Genomic DNA, 26178 nt, shown 5'->3' with positions numbered 1-26178 from the left:
ACTATCTGCTAATGTAATGATAAACTAATTGAGATATAAGAGAACTTATATTGCCAAACACAGACTTGTACTCTCTACTAGAGAGAGTATTAATCTTTTGTGTTTTAACATTCTGGGAACTGAACCACTGAAGTGCTTCATCTTCACCACCAATTTGATCTACTAACCCTATTACCAATGCTTCTGATCCTGTATATATACGGCCATCTGCTATTGATAGTACCTGTTCTTTTGTCATTTTTCTACGTTCTGCTACTATGTCGACGAAGTAATTATATGATTCGCTAATTATATTACGTACAGAATCTTCTTTTTCTTGTGTCAACTCTTCAAAAGGTGACGTTGCTGCTTTTAAATCGGAAGATTTAATTGATTTTAAGGTAATGCCTAATTTTTTTGCTAATTGTTCTACACCAAAATACTGCATCAGTACTCCAATTGAGCCTGTAATAGTGGTATGGCGTGCTATTATGTAATCTGCTGCAATTGCAGTCATATATCCACCTGATGCTGCAAAATCATTTAATAATGCTACTACCGGTTTATGTTTTGCAACATTACGTATATTTTGATACAAAATTTCACTTCCAGTAACTGCACCACCAGGACTATTAATATTAAGTATTAGTCCTTTAATATGATTATCTTTAGCAATTTTTTTGAGTAGCTTAGTCATCTCCTCGTTAGTTTCAATTTTACCTTCTATATTTACTTTTGCAATGTACTCGTTATCTAAAAAATTACTAATACTTGATGTATCAACGTAGTTACTTAATATCAAGATTACAAAAACCAACAAAAATGCTAAAGTGCGCCATAGTTTTACCTTGGAACTTAACATTTCTATTTTAAGGAGCTGATGATCAGACATAAATCAATCCTATTTTAAAGATAATATCATATTATATGTTTCAATCAGTAATACTTCAGCCTCTAGTTTATCTCCCGGAAAGAACTTTTTGTTATCAGGCAAATATTCTTGCTCAATTAAGAGATTAAAACTATTTGAACCATTAAATACGTCAACTAATATACCAGTGTCTTCAACCACTTTGGTGACAGTAACTGGTATCCTATCTCCTAAGTTAGTTCTTTTTAGCAAATCAAGGAAAGGATCATATTCTAGTTGTTTTACTCCTAGATCAATTTTACTTTTATTTGTATTAATCATTAATATTTTTGCTTCTACGGAATCACCTATACTGTATTTTTTTACTGCTGCTTCTGGTGGTAAAGACCAACTTAATTCTGTAACACGAATTAAACCTTCAATCCCATTATTTAATGTTTCATCCTGAAATGAAACAAATATGCCAAGATTTGTTATATTTTTAACCTTTGTAAGTACAATAGACCCTAAAGGATATTTTAATGTAAATGCTTCCCATGGATTATCTTGACATCTTTTCATACTGAGGCTCATACGACTTTTTGCTGTATCAATACTTAGTACTTTTACTTGTATCTCTTCACCTCTCATGAATAGCTGATTTATTGGGAGAGAACTTTTTGTCCAGCTGACTTCGGATACATGTACTAAACCTTCTATGCCTACTTCCAGTTCAACGAATATGCCATATTCTTCTATGCTTGTGACTATACCCTTATGAATACTATCGACAGGGTATTTCTTCTCAATGTTTGACCATGGACTTTCTTCTAATTGTTTTACACCAAGAGAGATTTTTTTGTTTTCGCGATCAATCTTTATTATTTTAGTTTTTACTGTTTGACCACATGAAAATACAGCTGATGGATGGTTTACACGACTCCATGAGATGTCTGTTATATGTAATAACCCATCTACTACACCTACTGAAGGTGACTCATGTATTTCTATGAATACACCATATTTGGTGATGCTCTTCACTTTCCCTTCAATAATATCTCCTTCATTTAATTGACTTAGATATAAACTCTTAGCATCTGCAAGAGACTCTTCAAGTATAGCCTTTCTTGATACAACAATGTTGCCTTGTTTTTTATCCATTTTAAGTATGCGAAACTTCTGTTTCTTGCCTAATAATGGAGTGATATCTTTGACTTGTCTTAATGCTACATGACTTGCTGGTAAAAATGCTACTACACCTTTAATGTCAACTGTATATCCGCATTTTATTGAACTAAATATTACTCCTTCAACATCTTCCTTCTTTTCTGCTGCTTCTTCAAGTTTTTGCCACAGCTCGCTTCTAATAGCTTTTTCCCTGCTTAGTACTACACTGCCATTACGGCCTTCCATTTTTTCTAAGTATAACTTTACTTTTGATCCTACACCAATGTCTTGGTAATCATCGCCAAGCTCAAATTCTTTAAGTGAGACAATACTTTCAGATTTCAATCCAGAATCTATTGTTACATACCCTTTATCTATACAAATAATAGTACCTTCTATTATTTGTCCTTCTTTAACGCTACTGTCCATAAACTCTTTTAGTGCATTTTGGAATTCTGTATCTTCAGTGTTATCACAATTTTCTGCCTCAGGATTGTGGCTAATAAACTTGTTAGATTTTATTTTTTTTATGTTCTGTAAATGATTTCCTGATTCTAAATTTGTTTGAAGATTTTCCATAAAACACAGCCTATAAAAAAGTTAGTAAAGCACTATGAACTCATATTATTATTATTTCCTACACTTTACAAGTAGGTTTTTATTTTTTCTTTAACGTATGATAACACCTCTTCTTTACTCAAATAAGAACTATCGATATATAAGGCATCTTCTACTTTTACTAATGGGGACAATTCCCTATAAGTATCTCTTATGTCCCTGTGAACTATGTGCCTATATACTTGTTTGTACATTTCTTTGTTTTGTTGTTGTAATTCTTTAAATCTTCTTTGTGCCCTGATGGATGTTTGTGCTGTTATAAATATTTTAAGGTCTGCATCAGGGAATATTATAGAGGAGGTATCTCTTCCATCAAGTACGATACCTGGCTTTGATAAATAAATGAGCTTCTTTTGTATTGGTAATAATGCTGTTCTAATGTGTTGATGTCTTGCTAAAATTGATGCAATTTTACCTGTATTTTCATCACTGTATAGTATATTGTTATCTTCTAATAATGATAATATTTTATTTTCTAGCGTATTATCAATTTTAAGATTGTGTTCTGCTGTTCTGCCAAATAATATAGCTATTATCCTATATAGTTTTCCTGTATTTAGATACTTAAAGTTAAGGGATTTAGCTAATTGTTTTGCTAGACTTCCTTTACCTGAAGCAGATGGTCCATCGATTGTTATTACAAAATTATTGTGATATCTAGTCATGGTTTTGTATGAAAATAGAATATAGAGCTATGGCTGCGGCATTTGATACATTTAGACTATCAATTTTTTCTGATGTTGCAATTTTCAGCAGGAAATCGCAATTTTCTTTTGTTAGTTTGCGTAATCCTTTATTTTCTGAGCCAAAAATTACTAACCTTTTATTGTCTAATTTTACTTTGTGTAAAAACTCTCCTTCTTTTGCATCGAATCCATAACACCAGTAGCCTGCTTTTTTTAATATATTTATAGTATTTGATATATTGACTGCGTATACTATTGGAATCATATCTATGGCACCACTTGAAGTTTTTGACATGCCACAATTTTCTGATGGTGAATTATAATATGGTAATATAATAGCATGTGCATTAAAGCATACAGCTGATCTAATTATAGAGCCTACGTTATGAACATCTGTTACCTGATCTAAAAGTATTATTGTGGAGCTCTCTGTAGCAATATTAGATAGAACATCTTCTATAGTTACTGTATCAATTGTTGCAACTTGTAATGCAATACCTTGGTGGTTGCTATTGGGTGGTAATACTGAGTTAATAGTGTTCAAATTTACTTGTTTTGGATAAATGTTTTGTTGTTTGCTGAGTTCTCTAATTTTTTGTATCTCGTGATTATGTTTTATAAAATTTTCTGTTACTAAAAGTTCATAACATTTCCTATTTGTATTTTGTAGTGCAGCGATGCAAGTATGTTTACCATAAATCCATATTTTTTTTTTGCTCATAAAATATTAGCTATTAATCATGATTTTTTTAATTAAGTATTGACATATTCTAATCTTTAATTTAGTTAAATCAATTCTAATCTAAATTTTTTGGTATCATTTTTTATTTTTTTATGCTAATTAAAAGTGTTTAGATTAGCGTTAGTGTGTTTAGGAGGAGTGGCCGAGCGGTCAAAGGCAGCAGACTGTAAATCTGCCCACTAGCGTGTACGTAGGTTCAAATCCTACCTCCTCCACGTTATAAATGCGGGTATAACTCAATGGTAGAGTGCCAGCCTTCCAAGCTGGTTATGTGGGTTCGATTCCCACTATCCGCTCTTTATTTTTGAGATGGTTTTATGGTGTTAAAGGTATATTGTTTATGGTAGATGGAAGGAAGCCGCATATAAATGTTGGAACGATCGGGCATGTTGATCATGGTAAGACAACATTAACTGCTGCATTAACAACAGTGTTAGCAAAGAGGTTAAGTGGTGAAGGGAATAAAAGTGTCAAATATGATGAAATAGATAAAGCACCGGAGGAGAAGGCAAGAGGGATTACCATTTCAACAGCACATGTAGAATATGAGACAGAGAATAGACATTACGCACATGTAGATTGTCCAGGGCATGCTGATTATATAAAGAATATGATAACAGGTGCAGCACAGATGGATGCAGCGATATTAGTAGTTTCTGCTACTGATGGTGCTATGCCACAGACAAGGGAACATATCTTATTAGCAAAGCAGGTAGGAGTAAAAGATATAGTAGTATGGATGAATAAATGTGATGTAGTAGATGATGAAGAGATGTTATCACTAGTTGAGATGGAGATAAGGGAGTTATTAACAAAATATGGATATCCTGGTGATGATATAGATGTAGTAAAAGGATCTGCGGTCAAGGCATTAGAAGAGGAGTCAGCGGATGGTGAATGGAGTGAGAAGATAATGGAATTAATGAATGCCTTAGAGAAGATAGATTTACCAGTAAGAGAGAAAGACAAGCCATTTTTAATGTCGATAGAGGATGTATTTTCAATACCTGGGAGAGGTACAGTAGTAACAGGAAGGATAGAGAGAGGAGTAATCAAGGTAGGGGACAAGATAGATATAGTAGGTTTAAGAGATATACAAAGTACGGTATGTACTGGTGTTGAAATGTTCCATAAGGCTTTAGAGGCTGGGGAAGCAGGTGATAATGCAGGGATATTGCTAAGAGGTATAAAGAAGGAAGATGTAGAGAGAGGACAGGTATTAAGTGCACCTGGACAAATACATTCTTATAAGAAGTTCAAGGCGGAAGTATATATATTAAAGAAGGAAGAAGGTGGGAGGCACACTCCATTTTTTTCAAATTATCAACCACAATTTTATGTCAGGACCACTGATGTAACAGGTAGTATTAAGTTACCTGAAGGAGTTGAGATGGTAATGCCTGGTGATAATATAAGTATTGAAGTGAGTTTAGATAAACCAGTTGCGATTGATAAAGGATTAAGATTTGCAATTCGTGAAGGTGGTAGAACTGTTGGTTCTGGTATTATTACTGAGATTTTGGAGTAGGTGTTTATGGTAACGCAAAAGATATATATTGAGCTTAAGGCCTTTGATAGCTATTTGTTAGATAGGTCTGCCCGTAGCATTATTTTAACTGCTAAAAGGAGTGGTGCTCGTGTAAATGGCCCAATCTTTTTCCCTCGTCGAGTTATGAAGTTTATTGTTAATAGGTCAACTCATGTTGATAAAAAATCGAGGGAGCAGTTTGAAATTAGGACACATAAACGTTTAATTAGTTTGCCCAAAGCTAATTCAACAATTATTCAGGCACTTATGAGCTTACAATTACCTGCTGGGGTAGATGTTAAGGTTAAGGTAATTGGAGGCAGTAATGGCTAAGAGAATAGGTTTATTATTTGAAAAAGTGGGGCATACAGCGATTTTTGATAATGAAGGTAGGAGGATACCAGTTACATTATTACATTTAAGAGATTCTTTTATTGTTTCGATAAAAAGCAAGGAGTCTCATGGTTATAATGCAGTAGTGCTTGGAGTAAAAACTTCTGTTGATATAAATAAGCCTCAATTAAAAGTTTTACAGAAAAGTAATATTAGTGTTAACTGTAAAATTTTTGAGTCTAGAGTTGATAATTTAGATAATTTGACAATAGGTGCTAGAATTTCGATTACTCATTTTGTTGAAAGTCAGTATGTTGATATTACTGGATGTTCTTTAGGTAAGGGTTTTGCTGGTGTTATGAAGAGGCATAATTTTAAGGGGTTAAAGGCATCACATGGTGTGTCTATTTCTCATAGGTCTCAAGGTTCGACAGGTCAGTGTCAAGATCCTGGTAGGGTATATAAAGGTAAGAAAATGGCTGGTCATTTAGGAAATAGTAGGGTGACTGTGCAGAATATTCAGGTTATCTTAATAGATCAAGAGAAGTCTTTATTAATTGTGAAAGGTAATAATATCCCTGGAGCTCAAGGTTCTTATCTTTTTGTTAGGGATGCTATTAAGAAGCCTATTCCTAAAAATTCTTTTCCTGTATGTACTGAAGATTTAAAGTTAGATAATGTTGGATGAGATCAATATGGAAGTTAATGTAATAAATGTCGAGAGTCAAAAGACTGGTACAATTGACTTGAATCCTTTGATATTTTCTGTGGATTACAGGCCAGATATATTAAAAATGGTTGTAGATTGGCAGTTATCTAAGAGACGTGCTGGCACTCATAAGACAAAAACTATAGGTGGTGTTTCTGGTACAACAGCTAAGCCATATAGGCAGAAACATACTGGTAGGGCAAGACAAGGTAGTTTACGTAGTCCACAATTTAGAGGTGGTGCTGTTATTTTTGGTCCGGTAGTTAGGAGTCATGCTTACTCATTAAATAAGAAAGTTCGTAGTTTAGGATTAAAAGTTGCTTTATCGTTGAAGAATTCTTGTAATAAATTGTTGATTTTAGATAGTATTGATGTTAATTTTGTGAAGACAGCACAGGTGTTACGTTTTATTAAGAACTTTGAACATCAATCTTTTTTGATTATTGATAAGGATTATAATAAAGGGGTAATGTGTTCTTGTAGGAATTTGCATAATGTTACATTATTAAAGCAAATTGGGACAAATGTTTTTGATATTTTAAGGCATGATTGTGTAATTTTAACCGTTGACACTGTTAAGTATTTAGAAGATAGGTTATTATGATTAATTATTTTAATATTATACATTCCTCTATTATTACAGAGAAAGCAGTATTGTTGAATGAGAAGTTTAATAAGTATGCTGTTTATGTATCGAGTGATGCAAACAAGCAAAAGATCAAAAAGGCTTTAAAAGTAGTTTTTGGTTTAGATGTTGTACGTATTAATGTTTTAAATCAAAAAGGTAAGAGAAAGTATTTTAAAGGTATAATTGGTCGTAGGAAGGGTAGAAAAAAGGTTTATTTTTCTTTGTTAAAGGATCAAAATTTTAAGTATATGGGAATAAAATAGTAAGATGGGTATTAAAAATTTAAATTCAGTAACGCCATCACTACGTGGTACTGTATTATTAGATAGGTCTACATTATGGAAAGGTAGACCGGAAAAATCTTTAGTTACATATAAGATTTCTTGTGGAGGGAGGAATTCTCGTGGTGTAATTACTGTTCGTCACCGTGGTAAAGGGCATAAGCGTTTATATAGGATTATTGATTTTAAAAGAACTAAGGTTGGGGTTCCTGCAACTGTTGAAAGATTAGAATATGACCCAAATAGGACGGCGTTTATTGCGTTAGTGTCTTATGACGATGGAGAGAAGTCTTATATAATTGCACCAAATGGGTTAAAAAAAGGTGATGTTATCATGTCTGGTAAGGGAGCTGATATATTACCTGGAAATTGTCTTATGTTGAAGTTGATTCCTGTAGGAACGTTTGTTCATAATATTGAGCTAAGACCTGGTGGTGGTGGAGTTATTGCAAGATCTGCTGGTACTTATGCTCAGTTGATGAGTAAAGATGGTATGTATGTTTTACTTAGGTTGAGTTCTGGTGAAATAAGAAAGGTATTAGCTGATTGTTGTGCAACTATAGGTATAGTTTCTAATTTGGATAATCAAAATGTAAAGTTAGGTAAAGCTGGGAGGAGTAGGTGGTTAGGTGTAAGACCTACTGTGCGTGGTGTTGCTATGAATCCTATAGATCATCCGCATGGTGGAGGTGAAGGTAAGACTTCCGGTGGTAGAAATCCTGTAACGCCATGGGGTGTATCGACAAAAGGTAAGAAGACTAGAAAGGAGAATAAATCTAGTAATAAGTATATTAAGCGTGTATCTAATAAAGGGTAAAGTATGTCTAGATCTATAAAGAAACCTCCTTTTTGTGCACCACATGTTTTGCGGTTAGTAAATAAGGCTATGGCTCAAAATAAATTAAATTCTATTATTAATATCCACTCTAGATCTTCTGTAATCTTAAATAAGTTTATTGGCTTAACTTTTGGGGTTTACAATGGGAAAACTTATGTTCCTGTAAAAGTAAATGATAACATGATTGGTCGTAAATTTGGTGAATTTTCTCCGACTCGTCGTTACACTGGTCATGTTGGTGATAAGAAGGTATCTAGGAAGTAAATTGGTTTTATGTTATGAGTCAAACGTTAATTGAAGCTAAAGGTATGGGGTTAAGATCTACTCCTTATAAGTTGAACTTAGTTGCTGAATTAATTAGAGGTAAGCCTGTATCTGTAGCTGTTATGTATCTAAAATTTTGTAAAAAAAAATCTGCTAGATATGTAAGTAAGGTTTTGAAATCAGCAATTGCAAATGCACAAGCTAATTATAGTGTTGATGTTGATAATCTTTATGTTAAAGAGGTTTTAGTTGGGAAATCTTTTTCCTTACGTAGAGTTCATGCACGTGCCAGAGGGAAAGCATGTAAGGTATATAAGCATTATGGTAACGTTATCATAAAATTGTTTGAGAGGGTGTAGTTTATGGGTCAAAAATCTAATCCTATTGGTTTAAGGTTGAAAATAATTAATACATGGGATTCCTTGTGGTATGCTAATAAGGATTATACCACTAAGCTTCATGAAGATTTTTTATTGCGTAAATTTATTAAAAAGGCCTTCTATCATGCTTCTATTAGTAAAGTTGTGATTGCTAGAAAAGTAGATGTAATTATGGTGAATGTATATTCTGCTAAACCTGGTGTTATTATAGGTAAAAAAGGTGCTGATATTGATAAAGTAAAGCAGAAAATTGTCAAGATGATCAACAATAATATTGAATTAAATATCATAGAGGTTAAGAAACCCGAACTAAAAGCAGTTTTAATAGCAGAAAACATAGCTCAACAATTAGAGAGGCGTGTGTCTTTTAGAAGGGCTATGAAAAGAAGTGTGCAAAATTGTTTAAAGATAGGTGCAAAGGGAATCAAAGTTAGTTGTGCTGGCAGGTTAGGTGGCGCTGAAATTGCTAGAACAGAATGGTATAAAGAAGGAAGTGTTCCATTGCATACTTTTAGGGCTAACATAGATTATGGATTTTCTGAAGCTAAGACTATTTATGGTATAATAGGTGTTAAAGTTTGGGTATATCTTGGTGATACAAAGTCAAGTAATGAGTAGTGAGTAAATTTTATGTTTATACCTAAGAAAACTAAGTATAAGAAAGATTTTAAGGGACGTATTAGTGGCAATGCAAAAGGTGGTTATACTTTAGCTTTTGGTACTTATGGTTTAAAGTCTTTAGAACCTGGTAGATTAACTTCTAAGCAGGTTGAGTCAGCTAGAAGGAGCATTTCTAGAACTCTAAGGCGTGTAGGTAAAGTTTGGATAAGAGTGTTTTGTCATACTCCCGTTAGTAAAAAACCTATGGATGTCCGTATGGGGAAAGGTAAGGGTAGTATTGAAATGTGGGTATGCAAAGTAAAGCCAGGTAAAATATTATTTGAAATAAGTGGGGTTCCATTGAGTTTAGCAAGGGAAGCACTACTGAAGTCTCAGGCTAAGCTTCCAGTGAAGTGTAAGTTTGTTAGTGATGAGTTATAAAAGGTATTAAGCATGGATATTATTGATATCAGATCTAAGACTACTGATGAGTTGCATGAGCTATTGTTAAATTTACGTAAGGAACTAGTTGATGTTATTTTAACTAAGAAAGTTGATAAATCGCATAATCATTTTTATGGTGCAAATATAAAGAAGGATATAGCTAGGATATTAACAGTATTAAATGAAAGAAGGAATGAGGGGAAGCATGTCTAAACAAGTTTTGAGTGGGGTTGTTATTGGAGCAAAGTGTGATAAGACTATCAAAGTAATGGTTTCCCGTATGGTTAGTCATAAGATGTATAAAAAAATAGTTAAGAAGCGTAAAAACTATGTAGTACATGATGAATATAATCGGTATAAATGTGGTGACGTTGTAAAGATACGTGAACATATACCTATATCTGCTACTAAAAGGTGGATTGTAATATAAGGGTGATATATGATACAAAAAAATACTTTATTAGATGTTGCAGATAATTCTGGTGCCCGCAAGGTATTATGTATTGGGTTATTAAATGGAAAGAAATCTGCATCAGTTGGTGATGTTATTGTAGTTTCGACAAAAATTGTCATTCCGCGAGGGAAAGTTAGTAAGGGAAAAGTTTATAAAGCGGTTATTGTAAGAGTAAAGAAGGCAGTACGTAGATTAGATGGTAGCATTATTAAATTTTCAAGTAATGCTGTTGTGTTAATTAATGATCAGGGTGATCCTTTAGGAACTCGTGTATTCGGTCCAGTTAAAAAATTACCTTTTGGTCTTTTTTCTAAAGTTATGTCTTTAGCTGTAGAGGTGTTATAAGATGGGTATGAAAATTATTGCTGGTGATGATGTCTTAGTAATTAGTGGCAAAGATAAAGGAAAGATGGGTAAGGTAATCAAAGTTTTAAAAAAGAAATCTTCTGGTAAAGACTTAACCTTGGCAGTAGTTTCTGGTATTAATATATGTAAGAAAAGTGTTAAGGCTACTCAAAACAGCGATGGAGGAATTATTTCTGTTGAGAAGCCAATTAATATTTCAAATATTGCATTAGCTGATTCAGTACTTGGAATTCGTACAAGAGTAGGGTATAAATTTATTGATGATAAAAAAGTACGCTTTATGAAGTCTTCTGGTAAAGTTATAGAGTAGGTTATTTGTATGTTAAAAAATTTATATAAGACTCAAATTGTACCATCTTTACAAAGTAAGCTTGGGTATAGTAATGTAATGCAAGTACCTAAGATTGTTAAAGTATGTTTAAACATGGGGCTAGGAGTTAGAGGTTCTGATAGTAAGGTAATGAATTGTTGTGTTCGAGATCTAGCATTAATAGCTGGTCAGAAACCTGTAGCAACTTCTGTAAAGAAATCTATTGCTGGGTTTAAAATACGTAAAGGGTTTCCTATAGGGTGTAAGGTAACCTTACGGAATAATAAAATGTATGAATTTTTAGAAAGATTGATACATGTTGTTCTTCCTAGGGAACAAGATTTTAAAGGTTTATCTGTTCATCAGTTTGATGGATGTGGAAATATATCTATTGGTATTAAGGAGCATATTTCTTTTTTGGAAATAGATTATGATAAAATAGATAAAATATTAGGGTTAGATGTTAATATTGTAACAAGTGCAGTTAACGATAAGGATGCTAAATTATTGTTAATGGAATTTGGTTTGCCATTTATTAATTAGAGGGATTTGATGTCAAGAAAGTCTGTTATACAGAGAAATTTGAAGCGTATGTCTATTTGTGATAGATTAAAAGATAAAAGAGAAAAGTTAAGGGCTATGGTTAAGGATCAATCTATTTCTATGAATGATAGATTTTTGGCTCAAGTAAAATTGTCTAAGCTTCCTAGGGATTCTTCCTATATTAGAGTTAGGAATAGATGTTTAATTACTGGAAGGCCTAGAGGTTGTTATAGAAAGTTCAAGGTTTCTCGTATTGTTTTACGTCAATTAGGTTCAATTGGGCAGATACCTGGATTGACTAAATCAAGTTGGTAATATTAAAAAAAAAGGAGGTTCAGTAGTGTCATTGTCAGATCCTATTGCTAATTTTTTAACAAGTATACGTAATGGACAGTTAAGTATGAATAAGGTTGTAGTAGTGTCTTATTCTTATGTTATTCATGCTATATTACAGATTTTACTGTCAGAAGGGTATATAGATGGTTTCACTGAGAAGTTGAAAAGTTCTAATATCAAATTTTTTGAAGTGAGGCTGAAATATTATAATGGTGGTCCTGTAATTAATCAAATATGTAGGGTATCAAAGCCTGGTAAGAGATGCTATTGTTCAGCTAAAGATATGCCGAAATTCTATAATGGTTTAGGCTTATATATAATATCTACGTCAAAAGGAATTATGTCAGATTATAATGCTCGTAAATCTGGTGTTGGTGGGGAAATTTTATGCGGTGTTTTTTAGGAGAAAAATAAAATGTCAAGAGTTGGCTCTATGCCTATACTAGTTCCTAGTAATGTTCAGGTAGATTTAGTTGGTAATCAGCTTACTTTAAAGAATAGTGAAAATTCATTAAAATTGACTTTAAATTATGGGGTATCTTGTAATATTGATGGTAATACTATTACATTATATGTTAATGAGAATTCTACCAATTCAAGAATGATGTGGGGAACTTATAGAAGTATGATTAATAGTTATGCTATAGGATTATCTCAGGGATTAGTAGTTGAGCTTGAAATCACTGGGGTTGGATATAAGGCAGAAGTTAATGATGAATATTTATCATTATCATTAGGTTTTAGCCATGGGATAAAGTATAAAATACCTAGGGGTATTGTTATTCAGTGTATTAAACCTACTCAAATATTAGTAAAAGGGTTTGATAAGCAAAAAGTATATATGGTTGCATCTGACATATGTTCAATTAGGAAGTATAATCCATATAAAGGTAAGGGAATTGCTATTAAGGGTAAGTATATTTATAGAAAAGAAGTTAATAAGAAAAAGTAAGGTGTAAATTGATATGTTATCTACTTGTAATAGGCTTGAAAAACGGAAAAGACGTGTAAGATTAAAATTGAAAAAAAATCTTTCCTTATTGAGGTTGTCGATTTTTAAATCAAATAGGCATTTTTATGCTCAATTGATAGATGATAGCTGTGGTAGAACTTATGCTGCTGCTTCTACTTTAGAAGGTGAAGTTATTGCCTTAACTCAAAGAAGAGTCAATAGTAATGCTGTGAAGATTGTTGCAAAACTAATGTCTGAAAGATTAAATAAGTTGGATAATTGTAAGAAATTTGTCTTTGATCGAGGGCCTTATAAATATATAGGAATAGTTGCTGAGTTTGCAAATGAATTACGGAATTATGGTTTTGAGTTTTAATAGGTAGGTTGTATAGTATGGATGTTGTTAAGAAGTCAAGAAATGCACATGGGTCTAATGATTTTTCTGAATTAATAGTTTCTGTCAGAAGAGTTGCAAAAGTAGTTAAAGGTGGTCGTAGATTTTCATTTTCAGTTCTAGTAGTTATAGGAGATGAAAAAGGTAAGGTTGGTTGTGGAATAGGTAAGCATCTTGAAGTTTCTGAAGCTAAAATAAAAGCTGTGAATGCTGCTAGGAAAAATATGATAAGAGTGCATTTACGTGAGTCTCGAACTTTACATCATGATGTACAAGCTAAATTTTGTTCAAGTAAAGTTATGTTAAGGTCAGCTAAGGTAGGAACAGGTATTATAGCTGGTGGTTCTATACGTTTGATTTTTGAAGTATTAGGTGTACAAGATGTTGTTGCAAAATCTATAGGTTCCTCAAATCCACATAATGTTGTATATGCTGTTTTTACTGCTTTTAAAAAAATGCTATCACCAAAACAGGTTGCTAGTAAGAGAAGTAGGAAAATAGGTGAAATTATTGAGAATAGGTAATTTATGGGTATAGAAGTAAAATTGAATAATATGTTTAGTGGGTTACCTAAGAGAAAAAAGTCTAAGGTTTTAGGTAGAGGTATAGGGTGTGGTAAAGGTAAGACTTCTGGTCGTGGACATAAAGGTCAAAAAGCGAGATCTGGGGTTTCTATAAATGGTTTTGAAGGTGGTCAGCAATCTATATTTACCCGTTTGCCTAAAAGGGGATTTAATTCTTTACCTAAGGATAAGTATTTAATAATTAATTTGTCTTTAATTCAGAGGCTGATTGACAGTGGAAAAATTAGTGATGTTTCTGCTATTACAAAAGAGGTTTTGTATAATTTGGGTGTTATTTCTTCGGTTAAAAAGAAGATTAAGATTCTTGGAGATGGTAAATTAAATACTACTGTAGGGGTTGAGTATGATTTTATTTCAAATTCAGCAAAATCGCAAGTTACTTTGTTAAGTAATGTTTCGGGTAGTGAATCAGAATAGCATTTTTATATAAATTTAGATAATCTTAGGTTATAAACATGGCTCTGCTGTCTTGGAATAAGGATAATTTATTAGGTAAAATTTGGTTTACGTTATTAGCTCTTATTGTGTACCGGTTGGGTACGTATATACCTATTCCTGGTATTAATCCAGATGTAATAGATGCAGTTATCTCAAAACATTCAGTGGGTATTTTAGGTATTTTTAATGTATTTTCTGGTGGTGCTTTAGGGAGAATGACAATTTTTGCTCTAAATGTTATGCCATATATAGTATCTTCTATAATTATGCAGTTGTTATCAGTGACAATTCCAAAATTGAATGAAATGAGGCAAAGTGGTGAGCTAGGTAGGGTAAAAATTAATACTTATGTACGGTATATAACTATTCTGTTTTGTTTAATTCAAGGTTCTATTATCTTACTTGGATTAGAAAAAATGAATACAGAAGCTAGTATTGTAGTGATTGATCCTGGTTTATTATTTAGAGTAGTAGGTATTAGTAGCTTACTAGGTGGGACAATGTTTCTACTTTGGTTAGGTGATAGTATAAATAAAAAGGGGATTGGTAATGGAGTCTCCATGATTATATTTACAGGAATAATTGCAGAGTTACCAGGTTCTTTCTCTTCTATGTTTTTATTAGGTAAAAATGGTAATGTACCAATCTTTGTTATCTTATTAATGATATTGGTATTTTTTGCGTTATTGTTACTAATTATTTTTATTGAAAAATCTTATCGTAAGATTTTAGTACAGTACCCAAAAAGGCAGGTTAAAAATAAATTATATAATACTGCATCTACTTATGTTCCATTGAAAATTAATATTTCTGGGGTAATACCTCCTATTTTTGCAAATGCTTTATTATTGTCTCCAATTACGTTAGCAAATTTTCATCAAGGTTCCCCGTGGTCTAATTTTATACTTATGTATTTTTCATCTGGGAAGTTGTTGTATATAGTATGTTATGCATTATTAATAATATTTTTTGCATTCTTTTATATGACATTTGTTTTTGATGCAAAAGAAACATCAGAATTATTAAAGAAAAATGGTGGTTTTGTTCCTGGTAAAAGACCAGGTAATAGTACTTGTGAATATTTTAATTATGTAATGAAACGATTAACTGTCTTAGGTTCGGTATATTTGACAGTAATTTGTATAGTTCCTGAACTTATTAGATATTATTATTCTATCTCTTTTACTTTAGGGGGGACTAGTTTTCTGATAATAGTGAATGTGATAATTGATACATTTTCTCAAATTCAAACACATTTGTATTCAAGTCGCTATAGTACATTAATTAAAAAGTCTGAACTATGGAAAATAAGATAAATATGTTGATATTTGGTCCACCTGGATCTGGTAAAGGTACTCAATGTTGTATTTTGTCAAAGATTTATCCTGGTATTTCTGTTATTTCAACTGGTGATTTGTTAAGGAATGAAGCAAGTCTTGATACTGAAGATGGGCGTAAGATTAGACATATTATGGAATCTGGTGATTTAGTAGATGATGATTTAGTATGTAAGATGTTTTCAGCGTCTATCAATAATATAGGGAATGGGTTTTTACTAGATGGTTTTCCGAGAAATTTAAATCAGGCAAAATTTCTAACTAAAATCTTGGAAGCACGTAATAGCCGTATTGATATAGTTATACAATTGCAATTAGATTTAGAGACTATAAAAAGCAGGCTTTGTGGACGTGTTATATGTAAAAACTGTGGACAAGTTTCTAACTTGCATTTCTTTAATAAGGAAATAGATGAAATTATTTGTAAGTTTTGTAAAGGTCAGTTAGAGTATAGGTATGACGATAAGACTGAAGTAATAGTAAAAAGAGTTGATCAATACTATGAGGAGATGAAAGATTTAGAGTTATATTATCATGATAAGGTTGTAAGAATTGATGCAAGTAAGTCAATTGATGAAGTGACTCAGGATATAACAGAGCAAATAGAATCTTTAATTATTGATTGACGTTAATTTACAAATTTGCTATATTACAAGACATTTATTATCTTGTGGAGGAAAGTTAGTGGCACGTATAGCTGGAGTTAATATTCCTACAAATAAGCGTGTAGTTATTGCTTTGACTTATATATATGGCATTGGTATATCTTTAGCTAATAAGATTTGTGAGGGTTGTAATATTGATCATAATGTTAGAGTTGTAAATTTAAGTGATGATGAAATTATTAAAATTAGGAATTTTATTAGAGAAAATTATATAGTAGAAGGAGATTTAAGAAAAGAAGTTAGTATGAATATTAAGTTCTTGACTGATATCGGGTGTTATAGAGGGTTAAGGCATAGAAGGGGGTTACCTGTCCGTGGACAGAGGACTCATACTAATGCTAAAACTCGTAAAGGTAGGTCAAGGTTGCCAGTTGCTGCTAAGAAAAAATAACAAGGTATATTATGAGTGTAACATATAATAAGAAGAAAAAAAGGAATGTTGTAGTTGGGGTTGTCCATATTCATGCTACTTATAATAATATAATTGTGACTATTACTGACCAACAAGGACATTCATTAGTATCTACTTCTGCTGGAGCATATGGTTTTAAGGGATCTAAAAAAGCAACTCCTTATGCAGCACAAGAAACAGCAGGTCATGCTGTTAGGACAGTTGTTGAACAGAACGGAATGAAAACCGTATCTATTAAAGTTTCAGGTCCTGGTGCAGGTAGAGAAGCGGCTATTAGGGCTGTCCAAGCTTGTAATTTAAATGTTACTTCTATTAAAGATACTACGAAGCTTCCACATAATGGATGTAAGCTTCCAGGAAGACGCAGAGTTTAATTATATTTATAGTAATGTGTGAGGTTCTATTGTGATTTTTGATGAGGATTCTAGTTCTGTTGCTCAAGAATCGGGTTATATGGCAGTAGGTAGTCCGTACTCTAATGATGTAGGGCGTATATCAATGAGTGACCATTGGAGTAAGCTAACTAAGCCTTCTTCTATCAAGGTGATTAACCATGGTAATTCTTTAAATAAAGCAGATTTAATTATTGAGCCCCTTGAAAGTGGTTTTGCATTAACTTTAGGTAATGCTTTGAGAAGAGTTATGATGTCTTCTTTACGTGGTTTTGCAGTTTATGGTGTTGAAATAGAAAATGTTCTTCATGAATTTACTTCGATTTCTGGGGTTAGGGAGGATGTTACAGATATCCTACTAAATATCAGTATGATGCGTTTGAAGCTTTCTGGTATGGATAATAAGGTGTTATCTCTTAAGGTAAAAGGACCATGTGAGGTAAGATCTGGAATGATAGCTGATACTCCTGATTGTACTATTTTAAATAAGGATTTATTGATTTGTACATTGGACCAGGATGTTGATTTTAATATAAAGATGTATGTTAATTCTGGGAAGGGTTATGTTCCTGCTGTAAAACGTAAGTCAATTAATAAATTTGGATTAAATGATGTTCCTGTGAATTTTATTGCTACTAATGCTCTTTATAGTCCAATAAAGAAAGCATCTTTTAAAGTTGAAAGTAGTCGTATTGGTCAATTCACAGATTATGACAGATTGATTATGTCTGTAGAAACAGATCATTCTATTTTACCTGATGAAGCTGTTGCTTTAGCTGCAAGAATCTTACAAGATCAGTTTCAACAGTTTATTAATTTTGATGAAACTGATGAACCTCGTCAGAAAGTTGATACTAAGGATGTATTACCTTATGATTCTAATTTATTACGTAAGGTTGATGAGTTAGAGCTTTCGGTTAGATCATATAATTGCTTGAAGAATGATAATATTACCTATATAGGGGATTTAGTACAAAAAACTGAATCTGATATGTTAAGAACTCCAAATTTTGGTAGGAAATCACTTAATGAGATTAATGAGCTTTTGGCAAGTATGAATTTGCATTTAGGGATGAAAATTGCGAATTGGCCTCCTGAATCCATTGAGAGTTTAAGTAAACAATATAGTGAAGAATAAAAGTGAGGTTATATTATGAGGCATCGTGTTGCTCATAGGAAGTTCTCTCGTACTAGTGCTCATAGAATGTCTATGCTGTTAAATTTGTCTATATCTTTAATTAAGCATGAGAGAATTACTACTACTTTACCTAAAGCTAAGGAGCTACGTCCTTATGTAGAAAAATTGATTACTATTGGTAAAGTATATAAAGAGAAGAACTTAGTGTATGGGAAAAGATTGTTAATATCTAAGCTCAGAAACATTGATGCTTCCGATAAGTTGATGAATGTGTTGTCAGTCCGTTACAAAAGCAGAAATGGTGGCTATACTAGAATTATGAAAAATGGTTTCCGTAAAGGTGACTGTGCTCCTATAGCAATTATAGAACTTGTTGATAGGCAAATAGTATCTCAATCTTAGGTGTAGTTAAAAAATGATTAAGCATATTTTATTTTAATATGTGTGCTTAGTTTGGCTCAAGTTTATAGTTGTTAAGTATTAGTTTTTTTATGAGGTTTACACTTTCCTGGTTAATGCAGTACTTAGATACTGATGCTTCTTTAGATGTTATCGTTTCCAAATTGAGTGATATTGGTTTAGAGGTAGATAGTGTAGATTATAGAGAGCATTTACAACCTTTTATAGTTGTGCAGATTGTAGATGTAGTACCGCATCATGCTGCTGATAGGTTAAGTATTTGTCAAGTATATGATGGAAATCAAGTTTATCAAATAGTTTGTGGTGCTTCTAATGTTAAGGTTGGTATGAAATCTGTACTAGCTTGTATTGGTGCTGTTATACCGAAAAATCAAGTTGTTATTAAGGTAGCTAAGCTACGTGGAGTTGATAGTTATGGTATGTTGTGCTCTAAAGATGAGTTGGGAATTACAGAAAATATTGATGCTGATAGTGGAATAATAGAGCTACCTGAGACATATAATGTGGGGGATAATTTTTTCTTTTGTGAGCCTGTAGTAGAATTGAACATTACGCCAAATCGTGGAGACTGTTTAGGAGTATATGGTATAGCGCGTGATTTAGCTGCTTCTGGTATAGGAAAATTAAAATCTGTTGATTTTTGTAATATTACTTTTGCTAATACTTGTATTTCTCCGGTTGAAATCTGTCTAGAAGTGCAAGGGATAGTTAAAGGGATATATATTAAAGGTATAAGAAACTGTGAAAGCCCTAAGTGGTTAAAAGAATGGTTATTTTCATGTGGTATCAAATCTGTTTCATGTGTTGTTGATATCCTAAATTATATTATGTTGTCTTTTAATAGGCCTCTTCACGTGTATGATGCAGATAAAATAGTGGGTAAGTTGATTTTCAAGAAAGCTGATGATGAGATAGAATTTTCTGCACTTAATGATAAGAAATATCTATTAGGCAAAGAAAATATTATAGCTGTTGATTTAGGATATAATGTTCATAGTGTTGCTGGAGTAATTGGTTCAGAATACAGTAAGTGCTTTTTTGATACAGAAAATATTTTCTTGGAATGTGCATGGTTTAATCCTGTAGATGTTGCTTTATCTTCTAGGAAAATAAAACTATCTACAGATTCTAGTTATCGGTTTGAGAGATTTGTTGATCCTGGATTTATTCAAAATGGATTAAAACTGGCTACGAAAATGATCTTAGAGTATTGTGGGGGTAGTCCTTCTGATATTGTTGGTGTACAAAATTATGTAAATGATAGTATTCATTTGAACTTTTCTCCGGATGCTGTACAAAAGGTTGGAAATGTTGATATTTCACGAGAAAAGATTCTTAAGTTTTTAGATGATCTTGGTTTTGTTATTGGAAATAATGGTAATAATATTTTGACCATGATTCCTCCATCATGGAGGTCAGATATCAAGCATTCTTCTGATATTGTGGAAGAAGTGCTTAGGTTATATGGATATGATAAAATTTGTGAGACTCCGATACCTGTTTCTAATATTGATTCTTTTGATAATCTACATGATAGATTAAGGTCAGTGCTATTAGCGGAGGGTATGACAGAAGTAGTGACATGGTCCTTTACAAGTATGGAGTTTGCCAAAAAGTTGGGGTATGAGTCGGATGTTATGTTGATAGATAACCCTGTTAATAGTAACATGAATTTAATGCGTCCTAGTGTTTTGTTGAATTTATTACAAGTTATATCTGAGAATCAAGCATATGGAAGTAGTGAAATAGCGATTTTTGAGATAGGTCAAATATATAATGTTAGTAATGTATGTAGTAGTAATAGCTATGTAGTAGGTGGCGTGAGGTATGGGAATAACTTACCTCGTAATTTTTATAAAACTGATAGAGTAGTTGATATATTTGATGTAAAGTCTGATTTCTTGAGAATTTTACAAGAAATGAATATTGATTGTGATTCTATTGATTTAGTAAGGTCTACTAGATCATGTCTTCATCCTATGAAATCTGCAGATGTATATTTTAATAATATTCTGATAGGGTATTTTGGAGAACTACATCCTAGTATTGTTCACTTGTATGAAATAAAACGTCCTATAGTTTGTTTTGAAGTATTCTTATATCAAATCACAAAAGTTGATTTAATATGCAGAGAATTTGTAGAATCGCGTTATCAGTCTGTAAAACGTGATTTTGCCTTCTTAATTAGCAAAAACATAAACATTCAGCGTGTAATAGAGGTTGCTAAAAATACTAATGTGCAATTGATAGAAAGTATTTCGATTTTTGATATATATGAAGGAGATAATATAGGTGATGGTATGTTGTCTGTTGCACTATCTGTTACTTTTAGATCACTTGACCATACATTAAATGATCAAGAAATAAAAAGTGCTTCTGATCTTATAATTGATGCAATTAGTCGAGAGCTAAAGGGTGTTCTCAGATCTTGTTAAGTTTATTTTTAGTAGAAGTTGCATAAGTTTCTTATATTTTTCATATAGTTTATTTCTAAGGTGTATTTTTATCACTGTTAGTTTTTTGAAGACGTAGCTATTTTTAGAAATTATAGATATGGATATGGTGTGATATTTTTTGCCTTGATATTGGTATAGTATTAATAAAATCAGTCTGAAATTGTAATATATTGAGTAACCACCCTATTAATTCAGGAATCTTTGTAGAAAAATAGAGATATTATTTGAGTTTTTTATATAACAGACTTTTTAACATAAAATAATGTGAATATTATGTTGTTTCTGTAAATTATGTAGCTAAAAAAATTTTCTCTGATCTTTAATATGTGTTTTATTCGTGTAGGAAATGTAAGGGTTATTTGTAAATATTGTTAGCAAAATAGTATATAAATTAATATTATTTAATTTATATACTATCTGTAAATACGATGATTTCAAATTTTATATCATTTTTGTATAGGCAACTAGAAAGTAATAGGAATACTTTAGTGTTATGGATTCCTGTGCTGCAAGGGGTTGGTATAATAATATATTTTTCTCTAGCAAAAGAACCGCAAATCTATATTGTAGTAAGCATCATTTTTGTATTGTTAATAAGTTTAGTTTCGATAGTTTTTAAAAAGAGTCATTTTTTATTTTTGCCGATTTTCTATGTATTGTTAGGTTTTATCACTGTTTATATAAAAGCTCATTGTTTTTCTTATAATGTATTAAGTACAAAAATATATGGAAAGGATATTGTAGGGATAGTAAAAGAAATAAGTAGTAAGCAATCACATAAAAAAGTGGTTATTTGCAATGTTGAAAATATTAAATATCATATAAAGTGTATTCGGTTGATATCTCGTACTCAATGGGATAGTAATATTGAAGTAGGTGATCGGGTTTTATTTTCTGCAGTTATTTATCCTCCGCAAACCGCAGTCTCACCATTTTCTTATGACTTTTCTCGCATTTCGTATTTTAAGAAGATAAATGGGGTAGGGTTTACTGTAAGTGATGTAGAATTATTTGAAAAAAGAAAAAATAAAAACATCTTGGAGTATGTCGAATTAATTAGGTTACGTATCTATGACCTTTTACTAAAAAATTTAACAGGAGAAAGTGCTAATATAGTAAGTGCGTTATTAATTGGGAAGAAAGATGGAATTAGTAATGATGTAATGGATAATATTAGAAATGCAGGGATAGCTCATCTGTTTGCTATTTCTGGATTACACTTGTCGTTTATTGCTGGTTTGTTTTTTTCTTTATCGAGGAACCTATTGGTTTTGTCTAGAAGTATAGCTGAAAGTTATGATATAAAAAAAATATCTGCTGTAATAGCTATTGTAGTAAGTTTAATATATTTGTTAATTGCTGGAATGCCAGTTTCTGCTCAGCGTGCGTTTATTATGACAAGTTATGTTTTTGTGAGTATTCTAATTGATCGACGTCATAATAACTTTCGTTCTATAACACTTGCAGCATTTGTTATATTGTTGTTTTATCCTGAAGCAGTGCTTAATCCAAGTTTTCAAATGTCTTTTGCTGCTGTGTTAGCGCTTATAGCAAGTTGTGATATTTTTACGAAGCTTATTGTTATGGGTAGTGTGTTCCAGTATTTTTCATCAATAGTTTTTAGTTCATTTATTGCAGGGTTAGCTACTTTACCGTATGTTATATATCACTTTAACAGTTTTTCTGTTGTTGGAATTTTTGCTAATGTATTAGCAATTCCAATTACCACATTTTTTATTATACCTTTGAGCTTATTATATGTTGTATTGAGTCTTTTTGGTCTGGAGTCTTATGTTTCGTATATATTAGAAAGTCCGATAAAATTGCTTTTATATATATCCAATTGTGCATCTAAAATGAATAGTTTAATATTGTCATTTCATGCATTTTCACCAGCTTCTATACTGGTAATTACATTAGGATTTTTGTTTTTATGTTTATGGCATGGAAATGTAAGATTCTTAGGGTTTATAGTTATTGGATGCGGTTTTTTTCTTGGTTTTCAGTATGTTACACCTGATATATTGGTCAATGTTAACAATATTGTAGTTAAAGAGTCTGATAGGCAATTATATTTGGTTAACAAAAAAGCACATGTTACAAGTTTTATAAATTTGGTGTGGGCTAAGCAAAACGGTCAACAAAAACTGTTAAAACATAATTTACAAGGTAACCAGTGGTTATTTTGTGAGAGCAATAAAAAGGGATGTATATATAATAATCGAAAAGGAAAAGTTTTGATTGCTTATAAGCCTGAATATGTAATACAAAATTGTCTAGATGTAGATTTGGTTATACAATTTGGGAAATTTATTTATCCACAGGTATGTAATACGCGGCATCTTAGTTATAATGATATTATAAGCTATGGACCATATTTTATTAGTGTGGTCCATGGTAGAATAAGAATTGATAAACTGGATCGTAATAGGATATGGAATACATAATATAGTGTAGTAGGTTTTGTGTATTTCTAGGATGAATTGTAAGTTGTATTTTGAATATATGATAAATGATATGTATAGTAGTTAGTGAGCTGACTTGTAATAATGCATTAGTATAATGGACCTTAGTATAGACAGTAAAATTATTATAAATTGAAACCTAATCACGTAAAATTAAGTATAAAAGCTTGGTAATTACATATTATGTGATATTTAATATTTTGAATGCAAATAAGTTACTTATTAGTTGTTTTTCTACTATTCTAATAATATTTTTGCCATTAAGTGCGGAAATTTGTAGAATATATGTTACATGATACTTTGTATTTTCGGTACAAAGAAGTTGCTGATTAGTTATTTTTTCTGCTATCCTAATAATATTTTTGTCATTAAGTGCGGAAATTTGTGGAATATATGTTACATGATACTTTGTGTTTTCGGTACAAAGAAGTTGCTGATTAGTTGTTTTTTCTGCTATTCTAATAATATTTTTTGCCATTAAGTGCGGAAATTTGTGGAATATATGTTACATGGTACTTTGTGTTTTCGGTACAAAGAAGTTACTGATTAGTTATTTTTTCTGCTATCCTAATAATATTTTTGCCATTAAGTGCGGAAATTTGTGGAATATATGTTACATGATACTTTGTGTTTTCGGTACAAAGAAGTTATTGATTAGTTGTTTTGTCTAATATTGTGATAATGTTTTTTCTCAATATGCTTTATTTTTTTATATATTTTTGAGAAGTAATGGGTCTTTAGATAAGTGGTAATAAAACCTAATAATGTAGAAACAGGTGAAAGGTAATTATTTCTATAGAGCTGTCAGCTGGACTTATCAGTTAACAAAATATACTAACTGCATTATTATATGGCTTTGTGATCCTGTATTTAGGAGAAGAATATATTTTTATGATCTACTTGAAAGTATTGTTGTACTAGATGTAATAGGTTGGTTTTATAGGAATGTGAATATAATTAACTTATTTTGTTTTTGTAGATTGTAATGAATACTTACTAAAACAGTATTTATGGTTATTTACTAAAAGCTTTTTCTTAAGTATTAGGAAAAAGCTTTTAGTAATTTAAGCTATCGAAATTATGAGATGCTTACCTACTTAAATGCTGTTTAAAAATACTATCTTTGTATTGTGGAAATAGCACTAACATTGCAATAGTATTGACAATCAACATAAGTGACATAGAAACATCAGCTACATTCCATAAAAACTGAACTTCCCATAATGCACCTATTGGAAGTATTATTACAAATAAAATGTACCAGAGCTTAATAAGTAGATTATTTTTTCCATTTGTGAAGTAGTATAAGCTACTTTTAGCACAAGTAAACCAAGTGAAAATAGTGGTAAATGAAAAGCAAAACATAATCATCATAATTATGTAATCTACATATTGTGAGTTAAATGCGGCTTTAAAGGCTGCAATACACATGTTGGTACTTTCTAGTGGTCCATGCCATGCATCGGTGACAAGTATTACTAGTGTTGTAAATATTGCAACGATCACTACTATAAACGGAGAAATTATAGATATTAAACTTTGAGTTAGTTTAAAGTCTTTACCATCACTGTTTATGGCAGAATGTACAATTCCTTCTAATCCTAACCCAATATCTGTTGCAAATATACCTCTAAAAGTTCCAACTTGAATTAAATGTAGTGTTTCTAGTATAAATGCTGCAAACATTCCATTTTTGAAACTATCAAAATTGAGGAAGCTAGATAACATTAATTTTACAGAAGGAATTATGTTATCATGGAACTTATACAGTACACTAAATGATAGCATTAAATAGGCTATAGCCATTATTGGTACAATTCTTGAAATCAACATAGCAACATTCTCTAATTTTAATCCTGTAATAAAGAAAAATGCTGCCATCATAAATAACCCTCCTATTATTGGAGGCTGATTTATTAATTTCATAGGTATTACTATAGAATTAACCTGTACAAAATTACCTGCAGTAATAGCACATAATGAGATAAGTACTGCAAATACAATACTCATCTTATTTGTCTTAAATGCACGTTTGAAATACATAGCGTGTCCGCCAAAATATCCATGATCGACTTTAGCACGTGTGTCTATGCTTATGTAACAATTTACGTATTTTATTATTGAACAAATTATTACAATAATTACCATCCAAAGTGCAAATCCAGGGCCTCCTGATTTCAGTGCAACTGCTGTACCTGAAATATTTCCAACTCCTAAATTTCCTCCAATTATTGTACATAGTGCTGCAATGGAGAATGATTTATCCCGATACTTGGATTTTGTAATTAATGATATTGCATCTGGTAATTTTCTAATTTGTAAAAAATTTGATTTTATTGATAGATAAACACCTGTCGATAATACCAGAAGTGCTGATATTAACAGTAAAATATTGAATATACCCATATTGTTCCCCCACACATAGTTAAAAAAAACTGAAAAACTATAAGCACTATTTGGTGATATTAT

35 protein-coding genes and 2 tRNA genes are annotated in these 26178 nt (G+C 31.6%); 31 read left to right on the top strand and 6 right to left on the bottom strand.

The features are described from left to right. Window position 1 precedes the first annotated feature (1 nt). From sppA to rlmB, 4 genes are all read right to left on the bottom strand, one after another. Window positions 2-871: a signal peptide peptidase SppA gene (gene sppA / locus EDL80_RS03415; protein ID WP_158406781.1), complete on the bottom strand. Its 870-nt coding sequence runs from the start codon at window positions 869-871 to the stop codon at window positions 2-4. A gap of 9 nt (window positions 872-880) precedes the next feature. Then, complete coding sequence (locus EDL80_RS03410) at window positions 881-2575, bottom strand: 30S ribosomal protein S1 (RefSeq protein WP_158406780.1); 1695 nt, start codon at window positions 2573-2575, stop codon at window positions 881-883. Window positions 2576-2640: 65 nt separating this feature from the next. Next, complete coding sequence (cmk, locus tag EDL80_RS03405; protein ID WP_158406779.1) at window positions 2641-3279, bottom strand: (d)CMP kinase; 639 nt, start codon at window positions 3277-3279, stop codon at window positions 2641-2643. Further along, complete coding sequence (rlmB, locus tag EDL80_RS03400) at window positions 3272-4021, bottom strand: 23S rRNA (guanosine(2251)-2'-O)-methyltransferase RlmB (protein ID WP_158406778.1); 750 nt, start codon at window positions 4019-4021, stop codon at window positions 3272-3274. The genes cmk and rlmB overlap by 8 nt, the downstream gene beginning before the upstream one ends. 153 nt (window positions 4022-4174) lie before the next feature. Between rlmB and EDL80_RS03395 the strand changes: the two genes are divergently transcribed. The 31 genes from EDL80_RS03395 to EDL80_RS03245 all read left to right on the top strand — a co-directional run bounded on the left by EDL80_RS03395 (window position 4175) and on the right by EDL80_RS03245 (window position 23691). Beyond that, window positions 4175-4257 (top strand) — tRNA-Tyr (locus EDL80_RS03395). A 10-nt stretch (window positions 4258-4267) separates the two neighbouring features. Beyond that, window positions 4268-4338 (top strand) — tRNA-Gly (locus EDL80_RS03390). A 44-nt stretch (window positions 4339-4382) separates the two neighbouring features. Then, complete coding sequence (gene tuf, locus EDL80_RS03385) at window positions 4383-5570, top strand: elongation factor Tu (RefSeq protein ID WP_158406336.1); 1188 nt, start codon at window positions 4383-4385, stop codon at window positions 5568-5570. 6 nt (window positions 5571-5576) lie between these two features. Next, complete coding sequence (rpsJ, locus tag EDL80_RS03380; RefSeq protein WP_158406777.1) at window positions 5577-5903, top strand: 30S ribosomal protein S10; 327 nt, start codon at window positions 5577-5579, stop codon at window positions 5901-5903. After that, on the top strand, window positions 5896-6591 hold the full coding sequence (gene rplC, locus EDL80_RS03375) for a 50S ribosomal protein L3 (protein ID WP_158406776.1): 696 nt from the start codon (window positions 5896-5898) through the stop codon (window positions 6589-6591). The genes rpsJ and rplC overlap by 8 nt, the downstream gene beginning before the upstream one ends. A gap of 7 nt (window positions 6592-6598) precedes the next feature. After that, complete coding sequence (rplD, locus tag EDL80_RS03370; RefSeq protein ID WP_158407095.1) at window positions 6599-7216, top strand: 50S ribosomal protein L4; 618 nt, start codon at window positions 6599-6601, stop codon at window positions 7214-7216. Beyond that, window positions 7213-7503 carry a 50S ribosomal protein L23 gene (locus EDL80_RS03365; RefSeq protein WP_158406775.1) on the top strand — a complete coding sequence of 97 codons (291 nt, stop codon included), beginning with the start codon at window positions 7213-7215 and terminating at the stop codon, window positions 7501-7503. Before rplD ends, EDL80_RS03365 begins: the two co-directional genes overlap by 4 nt. A 4-nt stretch (window positions 7504-7507) precedes the next feature. After that, window positions 7508-8338: a 50S ribosomal protein L2 gene (gene rplB / locus EDL80_RS03360; RefSeq protein ID WP_158406774.1), complete on the top strand. Its 831-nt coding sequence runs from the start codon at window positions 7508-7510 to the stop codon at window positions 8336-8338. A 3-nt stretch (window positions 8339-8341) separates the two neighbouring features. Continuing rightward, entirely contained in the window at window positions 8342-8623 is a 282-nt protein-coding gene (gene rpsS / locus EDL80_RS03355) for a 30S ribosomal protein S19 (RefSeq protein ID WP_158406773.1), read from the top strand. Window positions 8624-8637: 14 nt separating this feature from the next. Beyond that, entirely contained in the window at window positions 8638-8982 is a 345-nt protein-coding gene (rplV, locus tag EDL80_RS03350) for a 50S ribosomal protein L22 (RefSeq protein WP_158406772.1), read from the top strand. 3 nt (window positions 8983-8985) lie between these two features. Beyond that, window positions 8986-9621: a 30S ribosomal protein S3 gene (rpsC, locus tag EDL80_RS03345; RefSeq protein WP_158406771.1), complete on the top strand. Its 636-nt coding sequence runs from the start codon at window positions 8986-8988 to the stop codon at window positions 9619-9621. 12 nt (window positions 9622-9633) lie between these two features. Continuing rightward, a complete protein-coding gene (gene rplP / locus EDL80_RS03340; RefSeq protein WP_158406770.1) occupies window positions 9634-10044 on the top strand; it encodes a 50S ribosomal protein L16 in 411 nt (136 codons plus the stop codon). 12 nt (window positions 10045-10056) lie between these two features. Next, window positions 10057-10260, top strand: coding sequence for a 50S ribosomal protein L29 (rpmC, locus tag EDL80_RS03335; protein WP_158406769.1), 204 nt, complete (start codon window positions 10057-10059; stop codon window positions 10258-10260). After that, on the top strand, window positions 10229-10477 hold the full coding sequence (gene rpsQ / locus EDL80_RS03330; protein WP_158406768.1) for a 30S ribosomal protein S17: 249 nt from the start codon (window positions 10229-10231) through the stop codon (window positions 10475-10477). Before rpmC ends, rpsQ begins: the two co-directional genes overlap by 32 nt. A gap of 9 nt (window positions 10478-10486) precedes the next feature. Beyond that, window positions 10487-10846 (top strand): 50S ribosomal protein L14, encoded by a 360-nt coding sequence (rplN, locus tag EDL80_RS03325; RefSeq protein WP_158406767.1) that lies wholly within the window; start codon window positions 10487-10489, stop codon window positions 10844-10846. A 1-nt stretch (window position 10847) separates the two neighbouring features. Next, entirely contained in the window at window positions 10848-11177 is a 330-nt protein-coding gene (gene rplX / locus EDL80_RS03320; protein WP_158406766.1) for a 50S ribosomal protein L24, read from the top strand. A 9-nt stretch (window positions 11178-11186) separates the two neighbouring features. Then, the gene (rplE, locus tag EDL80_RS03315; RefSeq protein WP_158406765.1) at window positions 11187-11720 is read left to right on the top strand and encodes a 50S ribosomal protein L5; all 534 of its coding nucleotides are present in this window, start codon (window positions 11187-11189) and stop codon (window positions 11718-11720) included. 9 nt (window positions 11721-11729) lie between these two features. After that, window positions 11730-12035, top strand: a complete 306-nt coding sequence (gene rpsN / locus EDL80_RS03310; RefSeq protein WP_158406764.1) for a 30S ribosomal protein S14 — start codon at window positions 11730-11732, stop codon at window positions 12033-12035. A gap of 25 nt (window positions 12036-12060) precedes the next feature. After that, on the top strand, window positions 12061-12459 hold the full coding sequence (gene rpsH, locus EDL80_RS03305) for a 30S ribosomal protein S8 (RefSeq protein WP_158406763.1): 399 nt from the start codon (window positions 12061-12063) through the stop codon (window positions 12457-12459). Between the two features lie 12 nt (window positions 12460-12471). Continuing rightward, complete coding sequence (gene rplF / locus EDL80_RS03300; RefSeq protein WP_158406762.1) at window positions 12472-13008, top strand: 50S ribosomal protein L6; 537 nt, start codon at window positions 12472-12474, stop codon at window positions 13006-13008. A gap of 13 nt (window positions 13009-13021) precedes the next feature. Continuing rightward, window positions 13022-13384, top strand: a complete 363-nt coding sequence (locus EDL80_RS03295) for a 50S ribosomal protein L18 (protein WP_158406761.1) — start codon at window positions 13022-13024, stop codon at window positions 13382-13384. Between the two features lie 17 nt (window positions 13385-13401). Beyond that, the gene (rpsE, locus tag EDL80_RS03290; protein WP_158406760.1) at window positions 13402-13926 is read left to right on the top strand and encodes a 30S ribosomal protein S5; all 525 of its coding nucleotides are present in this window, start codon (window positions 13402-13404) and stop codon (window positions 13924-13926) included. 3 nt (window positions 13927-13929) lie between these two features. Then, window positions 13930-14403 (top strand): 50S ribosomal protein L15, encoded by a 474-nt coding sequence (rplO, locus tag EDL80_RS03285; RefSeq protein ID WP_158406759.1) that lies wholly within the window; start codon window positions 13930-13932, stop codon window positions 14401-14403. Between the two features lie 38 nt (window positions 14404-14441). Next, window positions 14442-15740 (top strand): preprotein translocase subunit SecY, encoded by a 1299-nt coding sequence (gene secY, locus EDL80_RS03280; protein WP_158406758.1) that lies wholly within the window; start codon window positions 14442-14444, stop codon window positions 15738-15740. Continuing rightward, window positions 15725-16387 (top strand): adenylate kinase family protein, encoded by a 663-nt coding sequence (locus EDL80_RS03275; RefSeq protein WP_158406757.1) that lies wholly within the window; start codon window positions 15725-15727, stop codon window positions 16385-16387. The genes secY and EDL80_RS03275 overlap by 16 nt, the downstream gene beginning before the upstream one ends. 58 nt (window positions 16388-16445) lie before the next feature. Next, on the top strand, window positions 16446-16817 hold the full coding sequence (gene rpsM / locus EDL80_RS03270; RefSeq protein WP_158406756.1) for a 30S ribosomal protein S13: 372 nt from the start codon (window positions 16446-16448) through the stop codon (window positions 16815-16817). An 11-nt stretch (window positions 16818-16828) separates the two neighbouring features. Continuing rightward, entirely contained in the window at window positions 16829-17212 is a 384-nt protein-coding gene (gene rpsK, locus EDL80_RS03265) for a 30S ribosomal protein S11 (protein WP_158406755.1), read from the top strand. Between the two features lie 31 nt (window positions 17213-17243). Next, entirely contained in the window at window positions 17244-18368 is a 1125-nt protein-coding gene (locus EDL80_RS03260; RefSeq protein WP_158406754.1) for a DNA-directed RNA polymerase subunit alpha, read from the top strand. Between the two features lie 15 nt (window positions 18369-18383). Further along, the gene (gene rplQ, locus EDL80_RS03255; RefSeq protein ID WP_158406753.1) at window positions 18384-18770 is read left to right on the top strand and encodes a 50S ribosomal protein L17; all 387 of its coding nucleotides are present in this window, start codon (window positions 18384-18386) and stop codon (window positions 18768-18770) included. Window positions 18771-18859: 89 nt separating this feature from the next. Beyond that, window positions 18860-21223, top strand: a complete 2364-nt coding sequence (pheT, locus tag EDL80_RS03250; RefSeq protein ID WP_158406752.1) for a phenylalanine--tRNA ligase subunit beta — start codon at window positions 18860-18862, stop codon at window positions 21221-21223. Between the two features lie 449 nt (window positions 21224-21672). Continuing rightward, window positions 21673-23691 carry a ComEC/Rec2 family competence protein gene (locus EDL80_RS03245; protein WP_158406751.1) on the top strand — a complete coding sequence of 673 codons (2019 nt, stop codon included), beginning with the start codon at window positions 21673-21675 and terminating at the stop codon, window positions 23689-23691. Between the two features lie 199 nt (window positions 23692-23890). Here the strand turns inward: EDL80_RS03245 and EDL80_RS03240 are convergent, their stop codons facing one another. Together EDL80_RS03240 and EDL80_RS03235 are read right to left on the bottom strand one after the other, a co-directional pair. Continuing rightward, window positions 23891-24187 (bottom strand): hypothetical protein, encoded by a 297-nt coding sequence (locus tag EDL80_RS03240; protein WP_158406750.1) that lies wholly within the window; start codon window positions 24185-24187, stop codon window positions 23891-23893. A 611-nt stretch (window positions 24188-24798) separates the two neighbouring features. After that, window positions 24799-26115, bottom strand: a complete 1317-nt coding sequence (locus EDL80_RS03235) for an alanine:cation symporter family protein (protein WP_158406749.1) — start codon at window positions 26113-26115, stop codon at window positions 24799-24801. Window positions 26116-26178: the final 63 nt, after the last annotated feature.

The sequence above is a fragment of the Ehrlichia ruminantium genome, from assembly GCF_009728835.1.
Classification (GTDB): Bacteria; Pseudomonadota; Alphaproteobacteria; order Rickettsiales; family Anaplasmataceae; genus Ehrlichia; species Ehrlichia ruminantium_B.
This window is presented reverse-complemented; position numbering and strand designations above follow the sequence as displayed.

Coding starts and splice junctions, on each gene's coding strand:
- sppA (WP_158406781.1), bottom strand. CDS start 871: ATGTCTGATCATCAGCTCCTTAAAATAGAAATGTTAAGTTCCAAGGTA.
- EDL80_RS03410 (WP_158406780.1), bottom strand. CDS start 2,575: ATGGAAAATCTTCAAACAAATTTAGAATCAGGAAATCATTTACAGAAC.
- cmk (WP_158406779.1), bottom strand. CDS start 3,279: ATGACTAGATATCACAATAATTTTGTAATAACAATCGATGGACCATCT.
- rlmB (WP_158406778.1), bottom strand. CDS start 4,021: ATGAGCAAAAAAAAAATATGGATTTATGGTAAACATACTTGCATCGCT.
- tuf (WP_158406336.1), top strand. CDS start 4,383: ATGGTAGATGGAAGGAAGCCGCATATAAATGTTGGAACGATCGGGCAT.
- rpsJ (WP_158406777.1), top strand. CDS start 5,577: ATGGTAACGCAAAAGATATATATTGAGCTTAAGGCCTTTGATAGCTAT.
- rplC (WP_158406776.1), top strand. CDS start 5,896: ATGGCTAAGAGAATAGGTTTATTATTTGAAAAAGTGGGGCATACAGCG.
- rplD (WP_158407095.1), top strand. CDS start 6,599: ATGGAAGTTAATGTAATAAATGTCGAGAGTCAAAAGACTGGTACAATT.
- EDL80_RS03365 (WP_158406775.1), top strand. CDS start 7,213: ATGATTAATTATTTTAATATTATACATTCCTCTATTATTACAGAGAAA.
- rplB (WP_158406774.1), top strand. CDS start 7,508: ATGGGTATTAAAAATTTAAATTCAGTAACGCCATCACTACGTGGTACT.
- rpsS (WP_158406773.1), top strand. CDS start 8,342: ATGTCTAGATCTATAAAGAAACCTCCTTTTTGTGCACCACATGTTTTG.
- rplV (WP_158406772.1), top strand. CDS start 8,638: ATGAGTCAAACGTTAATTGAAGCTAAAGGTATGGGGTTAAGATCTACT.
- rpsC (WP_158406771.1), top strand. CDS start 8,986: ATGGGTCAAAAATCTAATCCTATTGGTTTAAGGTTGAAAATAATTAAT.
- rplP (WP_158406770.1), top strand. CDS start 9,634: ATGTTTATACCTAAGAAAACTAAGTATAAGAAAGATTTTAAGGGACGT.
- rpmC (WP_158406769.1), top strand. CDS start 10,057: ATGGATATTATTGATATCAGATCTAAGACTACTGATGAGTTGCATGAG.
- rpsQ (WP_158406768.1), top strand. CDS start 10,229: ATGAAAGAAGGAATGAGGGGAAGCATGTCTAAACAAGTTTTGAGTGGG.
- rplN (WP_158406767.1), top strand. CDS start 10,487: ATGATACAAAAAAATACTTTATTAGATGTTGCAGATAATTCTGGTGCC.
- rplX (WP_158406766.1), top strand. CDS start 10,848: ATGGGTATGAAAATTATTGCTGGTGATGATGTCTTAGTAATTAGTGGC.
- rplE (WP_158406765.1), top strand. CDS start 11,187: ATGTTAAAAAATTTATATAAGACTCAAATTGTACCATCTTTACAAAGT.
- rpsN (WP_158406764.1), top strand. CDS start 11,730: ATGTCAAGAAAGTCTGTTATACAGAGAAATTTGAAGCGTATGTCTATT.
- rplF (WP_158406762.1), top strand. CDS start 12,472: ATGTCAAGAGTTGGCTCTATGCCTATACTAGTTCCTAGTAATGTTCAG.
- EDL80_RS03295 (WP_158406761.1), top strand. CDS start 13,022: ATGTTATCTACTTGTAATAGGCTTGAAAAACGGAAAAGACGTGTAAGA.
- rpsE (WP_158406760.1), top strand. CDS start 13,402: ATGGATGTTGTTAAGAAGTCAAGAAATGCACATGGGTCTAATGATTTT.
- rplO (WP_158406759.1), top strand. CDS start 13,930: ATGGGTATAGAAGTAAAATTGAATAATATGTTTAGTGGGTTACCTAAG.
- secY (WP_158406758.1), top strand. CDS start 14,442: ATGGCTCTGCTGTCTTGGAATAAGGATAATTTATTAGGTAAAATTTGG.
- EDL80_RS03275 (WP_158406757.1), top strand. CDS start 15,725: ATGGAAAATAAGATAAATATGTTGATATTTGGTCCACCTGGATCTGGT.
- rpsK (WP_158406755.1), top strand. CDS start 16,829: ATGAGTGTAACATATAATAAGAAGAAAAAAAGGAATGTTGTAGTTGGG.
- rplQ (WP_158406753.1), top strand. CDS start 18,384: ATGAGGCATCGTGTTGCTCATAGGAAGTTCTCTCGTACTAGTGCTCAT.
- pheT (WP_158406752.1), top strand. CDS start 18,860: ATGAGGTTTACACTTTCCTGGTTAATGCAGTACTTAGATACTGATGCT.
- EDL80_RS03245 (WP_158406751.1), top strand. CDS start 21,673: ATGATTTCAAATTTTATATCATTTTTGTATAGGCAACTAGAAAGTAAT.
- EDL80_RS03240 (WP_158406750.1), bottom strand. CDS start 24,187: ATGGCAAAAAATATTATTAGAATAGCAGAAAAAACAACTAATCAGCAA.
- EDL80_RS03235 (WP_158406749.1), bottom strand. CDS start 26,115: ATGGGTATATTCAATATTTTACTGTTAATATCAGCACTTCTGGTATTA.